The 10,093-nt window shown below is 65.5% G+C and carries 11 protein-coding genes and 1 pseudogene; all 12 read right to left on the reverse strand.

Features of this window, described 5'->3' with window-relative positions:
* Nucleotides 1-240 (reverse strand): annotated as a pseudogene (locus EOA23_RS27320) (hypothetical protein); the annotation flags it as partial.
* Between the two features lie 4 nt (nucleotides 241-244).
* The gene (gene ptsP / locus EOA23_RS27325) at nucleotides 245-1,819 is read right to left on the reverse strand and encodes a phosphoenolpyruvate--protein phosphotransferase (RefSeq protein ID WP_127306433.1); all 1,575 of its coding nucleotides are present in this window, start codon (nucleotides 1,817-1,819) and stop codon (nucleotides 245-247) included.
* Nucleotides 1,820-1,851: 32 nt separating this feature from the next.
* On the reverse strand, nucleotides 1,852-2,154 hold the full coding sequence (locus EOA23_RS27330; protein ID WP_095817696.1) for an HPr family phosphocarrier protein: 303 nt from the start codon (nucleotides 2,152-2,154) through the stop codon (nucleotides 1,852-1,854).
* Nucleotides 2,155-2,173: 19 nt separating this feature from the next.
* Nucleotides 2,174-2,563 carry a dihydroxyacetone kinase phosphoryl donor subunit DhaM gene (gene dhaM, locus EOA23_RS27335; protein WP_042645089.1) on the reverse strand — a complete coding sequence of 130 codons (390 nt, stop codon included), beginning with the start codon at nucleotides 2,561-2,563 and terminating at the stop codon, nucleotides 2,174-2,176.
* Entirely contained in the window at nucleotides 2,563-3,162 is a 600-nt protein-coding gene (gene dhaL, locus EOA23_RS27340; RefSeq protein WP_127306434.1) for a dihydroxyacetone kinase subunit DhaL, read from the reverse strand. The genes dhaM and dhaL overlap by 1 nt, the downstream gene beginning before the upstream one ends.
* Nucleotides 3,163-3,172: 10 nt before the next feature.
* Complete coding sequence (locus EOA23_RS27345; RefSeq protein ID WP_127306435.1) at nucleotides 3,173-4,813, reverse strand: dihydroxyacetone kinase subunit DhaK; 1,641 nt, start codon at nucleotides 4,811-4,813, stop codon at nucleotides 3,173-3,175.
* 63 nt (nucleotides 4,814-4,876) lie between these two features.
* Nucleotides 4,877-5,890 carry an ABC transporter ATP-binding protein gene (locus tag EOA23_RS27350; protein ID WP_126063013.1) on the reverse strand — a complete coding sequence of 338 codons (1,014 nt, stop codon included), beginning with the start codon at nucleotides 5,888-5,890 and terminating at the stop codon, nucleotides 4,877-4,879.
* The gene (locus tag EOA23_RS27355; protein WP_127306436.1) at nucleotides 5,883-6,989 is read right to left on the reverse strand and encodes an ABC transporter ATP-binding protein; all 1,107 of its coding nucleotides are present in this window, start codon (nucleotides 6,987-6,989) and stop codon (nucleotides 5,883-5,885) included. The genes EOA23_RS27350 and EOA23_RS27355 overlap by 8 nt, the downstream gene beginning before the upstream one ends.
* A 2-nt stretch (nucleotides 6,990-6,991) precedes the next feature.
* A complete protein-coding gene (locus tag EOA23_RS27360; RefSeq protein WP_126063011.1) occupies nucleotides 6,992-7,198 on the reverse strand; it encodes a hypothetical protein in 207 nt (68 codons plus the stop codon).
* Nucleotides 7,195-8,145, reverse strand: coding sequence for a carbohydrate ABC transporter permease (locus EOA23_RS27365; protein ID WP_042645084.1), 951 nt, complete (start codon nucleotides 8,143-8,145; stop codon nucleotides 7,195-7,197). Before EOA23_RS27365 ends, EOA23_RS27360 begins: the two co-directional genes overlap by 4 nt.
* The gene (locus tag EOA23_RS27370; protein ID WP_126064833.1) at nucleotides 8,142-9,089 is read right to left on the reverse strand and encodes a sugar ABC transporter permease; all 948 of its coding nucleotides are present in this window, start codon (nucleotides 9,087-9,089) and stop codon (nucleotides 8,142-8,144) included. Before EOA23_RS27370 ends, EOA23_RS27365 begins: the two co-directional genes overlap by 4 nt.
* A 107-nt stretch (nucleotides 9,090-9,196) precedes the next feature.
* A partial coding sequence (locus EOA23_RS27375; RefSeq protein WP_127306437.1) for an extracellular solute-binding protein occupies nucleotides 9,197-10,093 on the reverse strand: 897 nt, incomplete at its 5' end.

Here is a 10,093-nt window from a genome sequence, read left to right on the forward strand (position 1 = left end):
GCGCTCGGCCTGGCTGAAATGGCAGACGGAAAAGATCGAGGGCAGATGCTTCGACGGGATCGGGATCGTATAGGCGGGGCTGGAAATCTGCGTGACGAAGCTGCGGTGCTTGCCGAGCGCGTCGGCCAGTCGTTGGCGCATGCCGGACGGGCGCTGGTCGATGACCTGCGACAGGATCGTCTTGTAGGCGCGGATCGCCTCTTCCGAGCCTGCTTCCGGTATTCTTTCCATCCTGGCCATGCGCCTACACCGCAACGCCCGCGATGGCCGCCTTGGCCATCGCCAGTTGAGCAGGGGCGACCGAGAGGTCGCGCAAACCGGCCTCGAGCAGCGCCGGGATGGTTGCAGGGTCGCCGCCGGCATCGCCGCAGAGGCTGACTGGAATTCCCTTCTCCAGCCCGAACGCGGCAACCCCCGCGATCAGCCGCAGCACCGCCGGCTGGCGAACGGAATTGAGATGCGCGACCGCCGCGTTGTCCCGCGCGGCCGCCATCACATATTGCGTCAGGTCGTTGGAGCCGATCGAGAAGAAGGCAACGTCAGCGAAATCCTCCGGCGCCAGCGCCACCGACGGCACCTCGACCATGATGCCGAGCGGCGGCAGCTTGTGCGCTACGCCCTGCGCGACAAGCGCGGCCCGTTCTTCCGCGAACAGCGCGGCGGCTTGGTTGTATTCGTCAGGCGTGGCGATCATCGGGAACATCACCCTCAGATTGCCGTGGATGGCGGCGCGCAGCAATGCCCGGATCTGCACGCGGAAGACATCGAGCCGCTTGAGCGACAACCTGATGCCGCGCAAGCCGAGAAACGGATTGGTCTCCTCGACGGTGAAACCCGGCACCGGCTTGTCGCCGCCGGCATCGACGGTGCGGATCGTCACCGGCTTGCCGCCGGCCCATTCCAGCACCTTGCGGTAGGCGTGGTATTGCGTCTCCTCGTCCGGCAGTGTCTTGCCGAACAGGAATTCCGTTCGCATCAGGCCGACGCCGTCGCAGGTCTCGATATCGATGCCTTCGACATCGGAAGGGTAGGCGATGTTGACCTGCACGCGCACCGCGGTGCCGGCTTTGGTCACCGCCGGCTCCGTCAGGAATGTCCGCGCCGCGCCCTGGCGGTCAGCGAAGGAGGAGGCCGATTGGCGGAAGGTTTCGACCTCGGTCGGCAATGGTGAGAAAATGATCGCGCCATGCTCGGCATCGAGCAGCGCGTCACCCGTGCGCGGTGCGGCCAAGGCACCGAGACCGACGACCATAGGCACGCCGCGTGAGCGCGCCAGCATGGCGACATGGCTGGCCGCGCTGCCGGCTCTCAGTGCTATGCCGCCGCCCTTGCTCCAGTCGGTTTCGAGAAAACGCGTCGGAGCGATGTCTTCGCCATGGAGGATCGCGCCCGGAGGCGCCGCGGCCTCGCCATCCTCGCTCAGCGCCCGCAGCACCTGGTCGCGGATGTCGCGCAGATCGGCGGCGCGGGCGCGGAAATAGTCCTGGTCCGACGCTTCGTAGCCGGCGATCTCACTGTCGAGCGCCATGCGCCATGCAGCGTCCGCCGGTTGCCCGGAGCCGATCGCCGCCAGCGCCGGACCGCTCAGTGCCTCGTCCTCCAGCATGGCGATGTGGAATTCGAGGATGCCGGCCGCATCGCCGTCGGCAGTTTCGGTCAGCGCCGCCAGTCGGCCGACGGCCTTGCCGATTGCGCTCGCCAATGCGGCCTGTTCTTCCTCGGCGCTCGCCTTGGCCTTGTAGTTGGCCGGAGGCTGGTCGAGGTCGAATAGCGGGCCTTCGGCATAACCGGGAGAGGCGGAGATACCCTCAATCCGCATGGCCCGGGTTCCCACGGACCTGCGGATCCGTTTCAAGCGGACCGGGCATGATCCGCATCCTCGTCGAAATCGCGCTGCACCAGATCGACGAGGGCAGCGACCGCTTTGCTTGCGCCGTCGCCCTTGGCGCGGATATGCAGCAGCGTCCCCTTGGGCGCCTTGGCCGCCATCACCTTGACGATGCTCTTGGCGTCGAACCAGGGGCCGTTGGCCGCCACCGCCACCTCCACCTCGGCCGCGAATGTCTTGGCGAGCTTGGTAAACTTCACCGAGGGGCGCGCATGCAGGCCCACCGCGTGGGTGATCAGGACCGTTGCTTCGGCGGATGCGGACATTCAGTCGGTTCCTGTTCGTTCACGACGGCGACAGTTCATGCGCCGTCGCCACCACTTCCTTGAGCGAGGCGCCGCCGGAGGATTCGGTCGCGGCCATCACCGCGCCTTCGACGATCGGCGCGTTGCAGACGACGATCTTGTGCGAGCGCGGCTCGCCGATCATCTCGACCGCCATCTCCGAGTTGGTCTCGGCGCCGCCGAGATCGACCAGGATGGCGACGCCCGCTTCCGACCAGGCCTTGTCGATCGCGCCCATGATCGCCTCGACGCTGGTGCCGAGCCCGCCATGGCCGTTTCCGCCACACCATGCAAGCGGCACTTCGTCGCCCACCATCTGGCGCACCATGTCGGCCGTGCCCTCGGCGACGAGGGGCGAATGCGACACGATGACGATCCCGACATTGCTCATCAATTGCCCTCTATCGCTTCCGCGACCGCGCGCACCAGAAGCGCGGTCGAGCGCGCTCCGGCGTCCATATGCCCGATCGAGCGTTCTCCCAGGAAGGAAGCGCGCCCGCGCAGGGCCTTCATCGGCACGGTGGCCTCCGCCGCCTTGTCGGCTGTGTCGGCGATCTCGCCGGCCGTCTTGCCCTGCGCCAGCGCCTCATACACCGGCTGCAGCACGTCGAGCATGGTTTTTTGTCCCGGCTGCGATTTGCCGCGCGCGGCCACCGCCTCGATCGCCCTGCCGAACGCAGCCGTCAGCCCGTCTCTATCGGGTGCCGCCGGCAGGTCCTTGCCGAGCGCCATGAAGAACGTGCCGAACAGCGGCCCGGAGGCGCCGCCCACGGTCATCACCAGCTTGGTGCCCACCGCTTTCAGCGCTTCGGGCAGCGGCTTCGCTGAAAAGACGTCCGCCTCGGCGCGCACCGCCTCGAAGCCGCGCTTCATGTTCAGCCCGTGGTCGCCGTCGCCGATCGCCTGGTCGAGCGCGGTCAATTCCTCGGCATGCGCCGCGATCGTATCGGCCGCCGCCGCGATCAGTCGGGAGAAATCGGCTGCGGCCATTGTCCGTCCTTCATGCCGGGGCGAACAGCGCCGCCACGGCAGCGAAAACTTCGGCGACCGCGAAGGCGCCGGGATCCGCGCTGTCGAGTTGCCTGCCGATATAGGCGGAGCGGCCGGCTTTTGCCTTCTGCATCGCGGCGGTCGCCTCCGCGCCTTGCCGCGCCGCCGTGGCGGCCGCTTCCAGCCCGCTCGCGTCAAGGGCTTTCAGCGCCGGCTCCAGCGCGTCGACCATGGTGCGGTCGCCGACCTTGGCGCCGCCGTAGAAGGTCATCCGGTCGAGCCCGGCGAGCAAGGCCTGGGTGAGCGGGGCGCCGGCGCCGATCGCTTGCGAGGCTGCGGTGAAGAAGATCGACAACAGCACGCCGCTGGAACCGCCCATCGAGGTGCCGAGCGTATCGCCGATCGCGGCAGCGGTTGCGGCGCGATCGGCAAGCGGCAGCGTGTCGATGCGTTCGAGGATGCTGCGCGCCCCGGTTGCCACGGTCGAGCCGGTGTCGCCGTCGCCAGCCTTGGCGTCGAGCGCGTTGAGCGGCACTTCGAGCGCGATCAGCTTCTGGCAGACGGCCTTGATCAGCCGCTCGGCGGCCGCATCGCGGCTGGCGGGCTTCGTGGCTGTGCCGGTGACAGACTTGGCCATCGCCACGACGACCGGTGCGCGAACCGGCTTTGCGGGCAGCCAGGCATGTGGGCCGACGGGCGCCAGCAGCGCTTTCTCGCGTTCCGCATCCAGCTTGATCAGCGACAGAGAGAAGCCGTTCATGTTGAGCGCCGTCATCAGGTGCCCGGGTCCGATCGTCAGCGCCACCGCCTTTGCCAGCGACGAAGACAGCACGGCATTCGCGATCAGCGCCATTTCGAGCGGCGGCACCGAGCCGAGATTGTTGATCAAAAGCGCGTAGCGGCTGTGCGGATCGAGCCGCGCGGCGAGGCGCTCCGCCATGATGGCGACCAGCTTGCTGGCGGCCTCCAGGGCGATGCGCTCGACGCCGGGTTCGCCATGGATGCCGAGGCCGAGCTCGCCATCGTCGGCGCCGAAACGCTCCTCATGCGCCTGCCCGGGGATCGAGCAGGAGGAGAGCGAGATGCCGAGCGAAACGATGTCCTTGGCCGCCGCACGCGCCGCCGCGGCAACCGATGCCAGGTCATGGCCGGATTCCGACAGGTGCCCGGCGATCTTGTGCACGAACAGCGTGCCGGCGACGCCGCGCGGCTGCACGATGTCGGGAAGGGCGATATCGTCGGCGACGATCACCATCTCGACCGCGAGACCTTCGGCACGCGCCTTCTCTGCCGCCAGTCCGAAATTCAGCCGGTCGCCGGTATAGTTCTTCACGATCAGCAGGCAGCCGGCGGGTCCCGTCGTGGCGCGGATCGCCGCCAGCACCGCCTCGACGCTCGGCGAGGCGAAGATCTCGCCGGAGACGGCCGCCGTCAGCATGCCGGCGCCGACGAAGCCGGCATGCGAGGGTTCATGCCCGGCGCCGCCGCCGGAGACCACGGCCACCTTGGTCTTGTCCCAGTCGGCGCGCAGCACGACCTTGATCTCGGGATAGCCGTCGAGGCGGGCCAGCGCGCCCGATCCCGCCGTGGCCAGGAAGCCGTCGAGCGCCTCGGTGACGATCGTGTCCTTGCGGTTGAAAAAGTGCTTCATGGATTTCGTCCAGTCCGTATCTGCGGCCGTCAATCGGTGTGCGAATATATTGGGATGTCTCGGCTACATCAGTCTTTGCCCGTCCGAGCCGAAATAGAGCGGCGCGATGTAGCGGATCGTCACCTTGTCCCCCTTGGCTAAAGGCGTGTCGGGATCGGTCAGCGTCACCAGCTTCTTCGCCCCCACCGTCACATGCAGGTGGTTCTGGTCGCCGAGATGCTCGACCCAGTCGACGACGCCGTCGGCATGGCCGTTCGTTGCCTTCTCGATCGCGAGATGCTCGGTGCGGGCGCCGATCGTTTTCGTTCCGGTCGGCGCGCCGCCGTCGGGCAAGAGCCCGGCCGGCAGAAGGTTGATCGCCGGCTGACCGAGGCGGGCCGCGACATGAAGGTTTGCCGGCTCGGAATAGATCGCGCGCGGCGTGCCGATCTGCACCAGGACGCCGTCGGCGAGGATGCCGATGCGGTCGGCCATGGTCATCGCCTCGATCTGGTCATGCGTGACATAGAGCATGGTGGCGCCGAGCTCGGATTGGATGCGCTTCAGCTCGAGCCGGAGATCGGCGCGCAGCTTGGCGTCGAGCGAGGACAGCGGCTCGTCCATCAGGTAGATCGCCGGCTTGCGCACCAGGGCGCGGCCGATGGCGACGCGCTGCATCTCGCCGCCCGACAGCTTCGTCGAGCGGTTGTCAAGCTTGTGGTCGATGCGCACCATGCGCGCTACCTCTTCGACGCGGCGGCGCACCGCCTCCTCCGGAAAGCGTCGCGCCGGGGAGCGCAGCGGGAAGGCGAGATTGTCGAACACCGACAGATGCGGATAAAGCGAATATTGCTGGAAGACGAAAGCGGTGTCGCGTTCGGCCGGCGACAGGGTCGTCGCGTCATGGCCGCCGATATGGATCGTGCCGCTGTCCGGCCGCTCCAGCCCGGCGATCAGCCTCAGCGTCGTTGTCTTGCCGGCGCCGGTCGGCCCAAGCAGCACGACGAACTCGCCGTCCTTGATCGCGAGGTCGAGATCGTCGATCGCGACGGTGTCGCCAAAACTCTTGGTCACGCCCTGGATACGGACATCAGCCATGGCGCGCCTCCGCTGCCTGATCATGCATGGCGGTCCTGACCGCGCGTCCGGACCCCTTCTCGAACAGCGACAGCCGCGCGCTGCTCAGCGTCAGCCCGACCTGCTCGCCGGGGCTGAGATGGATGCCAGCCGGCACCCGCGCCTTGATGATGCCGTCGGCCGTTTCGACAGCGACGATCTGCGTGGTGCCGAGATATTCGGTGCCGTAGATCGCGCCGCGCAGCTTCGAGCCGTCGTCGAAGCGGATGTGCTCGGGCCGGATGCCGAGCGCCATGTCGGCGGGCGCGACGTCCTCGCGCACTTCCGGCACCGCCACCTTGGCGCCCTGCACGACGATCTCCTTCGCGCCCTTGGCGAGGCCGCCGCCGAACTTCAGGAAATTCATCGGCGGCGAGCCGATGAAATCGGCGACGAACATGGTCGCCGGCCGGTCGTAGATTTCGCGTGGGCTTCCGAACTGCTCGATGACGCCGTGGTTCATCACCGCTATCTTGTCGGCCATCGACATCGCTTCCATCTGGTCATGCGTGACGTAGACGGTGGTGGCGTGGATGCGGTTGTGCAGCTCGCGCAGCTCATGCACCATCAGATCGCGGAACTCGGTATCGAGGGTCCCCAGCGGCTCGTCCATGAGAAAACATTTCGGCCGCCGCACGATGGCGCGGCCGAGCGCGACGCGCTGGCGGTCGCCGCCGGCAAGGCCGGAGACGGATTTGCCGAGCAGGTGATCGATGCGCAACAGCTTCGCGGTCTCCTCGACGCGGCTGCGGATTTCGGCTGCCGGCATGCCCTGCGCTAGCAGCGGAAAGCCGATATTCTTGCGCACATTCATATGCGGATAGAGCGCGAAGAGCTGGAAGACGAAGGCGATGTCGCGCTCGCGCGCCCGGCGCATGGTCACGTCCTCGCCGCCGAGCAGGATCTTGCCGCCCGTGGGCAGCTCGAGGCCGGCGATCATGCGCAGCGTCGTTGTCTTGCCGCAGCCGGACGGTCCGAGCATGACGAAGAACTCGCCGTCCTCGACGACGAAATTGGAATCCTGCACGGCGACGAATGCGCCGAAGGCTTTCCTCAGGTTCTGAACACGGATCTCGGCCATCTCTATTCCGGGAATTTCGAGACGATGATGAACATGACCGTGCCGGCGAGCATGGTGATGAAGGAATAGGTGTAGAGCGACAGCGCGAAGGGCTGGAACAGCATCAGGAAGCCGATCGCGATGATCGCCGTGGCGATGTTCTCCATCAGCCCGCGCCTTGCCCAGCGGGGCCAGCGCGATTTGCGTTTTGCGGTCTGGATCGTGCTCATTTGCGCACCGCGCCGAAGGTGATGCCGCGCAGCAATTGCTTGCGCAGCAGGATGGTGAAGACCAGGATCGGCACCAGGAAGATGGTCGTGCCGGCGGCGACCGCCGGCCAGTCCTGGCCGCCCTCGCCGATGATGGTCGGGATGAAGGGCGGTGCGGTCTGCGCGGTGCCGGAGGTCAGCAGAGCGGCGAACGCATATTCGTTCCAGGCAAAGATCAGGCAGAAGATCGCGGTCGCGGCGATGCCGGTCGTCGCCTGCGGCAGCACCGTGCGCCAGAAGGCCTGCAGCCGCGTGTAGCCGTCGATCATCGCCGCCTCTTCATATTCGCGCGGGATCTCGTCGATGAAGCCTTTGAGTAGCCAGACTGCCAGCGAGACGTTCACCGCGGTGTAGAGCAGGATCATGCCGAGCGCTGTGTCGGACAGGCCGAGCTCGCGGTACATCAGGTAGATCGGGATCGCCACTGCGATCGGCGGCATGAAGCGCGTCGACAGGATGAAGAACAGAAGGTCGTCCGCGAGCGGCACCTTGAAGCGCGAAAAGCCATAGGCCGAGAGTGTGCCCAAAAACACCGCGCAGAAGGTCGAGCCGAAGGCAATGATCAGCGAGTTGACGAAGCGCGGCAGGAAGTTCGACGGCCCGGCGATCACCATGTTGCGCTTGCGCACAGTCTCGTCGCAGAAGCCCGTCGCCGGCCCGAGCGAGTTGATATATTCCGGCGTCTGCCTTGTGCGCGTGGTGAAGAGATTGCAATAGCCCTCGATGCTCGGCTGGAAGACGATCTTGGGCGGATAGGCGATCGAGTCCGGCGGCGTCTTGAAGCTGGTGGCGAAGATCCACAGCAGCGGCACGATCGAGATCAGCGCATAGGCTACAATGATCGTGCCGGCGATCAGCTTCGCGTTCGACGAGGGTGCTACGACGGAATGGGCGGTGGTCAGGCTCATCTCTGCTTCACCTTGTTGAGCGCCTTGACATAGATGTTGGCCAGCCCGAACACCGCGACGAACAGGATGATGGCGAAGGCCGAGGAATAGCCGGTGCGCCAGCTCTCGAAGGCCTGGCGCTTCAGCGTGATCGAGGCGACCTCGGTGGTCGAGCCGGGTCCGCCGCCGGTCAAGAGGTTGACCATGTCGAACATCTTGAAGTTCTCGATGCCGCGGAACAGCACCGCCAGCATGATGAAGGGCAGCGCCATCGGCAGCGTGATCGACCAGAACTGCCGCCAGTTGGAGGCGCGGTCGACCTCGGCCGCCTCATAGATGTATTCGGGGATGGAGCGCAGGCCAGCGAGGCAGATCAGCATCACGTAAGGCGTCCACATCCAGGTGTCGACGATAATGATCGCCCACGGCGCCAGCTCGACATTGGACAGCATCTGCACATTCGTCGGCGGAATGCCGGTGACGAAGGAGATGACATAGGAGAACAGCCCGATCTGCGGCTCGTAGAGGAAGCGCCAGAAATTGCCGACCACCGCCGGCGACAGCATCATCGGCACCAGGATGATTGTGGTCCAGAAGGCATGGCCGCGGAACTTGCGGTCGATCAGCCAGGCCAGCGTGAAGCCGATCACCGTCTGCAGCAGGATCGTCCAGAACACGAAATGCGCCGTCGTCTGCATGGCGATCCAGATGTCATGGTCGCCGAGGATGCGCTGGTAATTGGCGAGCCCGAGGTTCTTCACCACCTCGTTGGGGCGGTTGGCGCGGTAATTGGTGAAGGAAAGGTAGATCGCCCAGAACAGCGGGAAGATGTTGATGGCAAGCAACAGAAGGATCGTCGGCGAGATGAACAGCCAGGCGAGGCCCTTGTCGCTGATGCCCCGGATCTTCTTGGCCAACGGCTCCGGGGTCGCCCGGGCAACGTTGTCCGCAGTCCGATCGAGCATGGTAAGTCCTGCTTCGGTCACGGGTAAGTCTCGGCTATGGAATTTATCTGAACTGCGTCCCGTGCCAAGGGTAGCACGGGACGCTTCGATCAAGCTCGGGAGGAGCCTTACATCTTGCCGTCGTCCTGGAAGACCTGCGTCCAGTCCTTGACGAGACCGTCCAGCGCGTCCTTGGCCGAGCCCTGGCCGGCCACGACATAGTCGTGGAAGCGCTTCTGCGAAGCTTGCAGCAGCGGCGCGTAGCTCGGCTCCGCCCAGAAGTCCTTCACGATGGCCATCGAGTCGAGGAAGGCCTGCGCATAGGGCTGGCTGGAGGGGAACTTCGGGTCCTTCACCACGGAGTTCAGGCAGGAATAGCCGCCGAGCGACCACCACTTGGCCTGCACGTCCTTGTTGGCGAACCACTTGATGTATTTCAGCGCCGATTCCTGCTTGTCGGAATAAGACACCACCGAGATGCCCTGGCCGCCGAGCTGCGCGAACTGGTCGCCGTCGGGTCCTTTCGGATTGACGAAATAGCCGATCTTGTCGCCGCCGACATTCTCGTCCTTTTGCAGGCCGGGCCAGGTGAAGGCGAAGTTCATATGCATCGCCACCTGTCCGGATTTGAAGGCGTCGACACCTTCGCCCATGTAGGCATTGGAGGAACCAGGAGGCGTGCAGCAGTCATAGAGCGCCTTGTAGAATTCCAGCCCCTTCACCGATTTCTCGGAGTTGACGAAGCCTTCCATCTCATAGGGCTTCTTCGGGTTCTCATACTGGAAGCCGTAGCTGTAGAGCACGTCCATGGCGCCCATGGTGATGCCTTCCGAGCCGCGCTCGGTGTAGATCGAGGCGCCATAGACGGTCTTGCCGTCGATCTGCCGCTTTTGGAAGAATTCGGCGATCTGCTTCAGCTGGTCGAAGGTGGTCGGCGCGGCCAAGTCCCAGCCATACTTCTCCTTGAATTCCTTCTGCAGTTCGGGCTTGGAGAACCAGTCCTTGCGATAGGTCCAGCCGACGAC

Source organism: Mesorhizobium sp. M2A.F.Ca.ET.042.01.1.1 (assembly GCF_003997405.1).
In the GTDB taxonomy this organism is placed as follows: domain Bacteria; phylum Pseudomonadota; class Alphaproteobacteria; order Rhizobiales; family Rhizobiaceae; genus Mesorhizobium.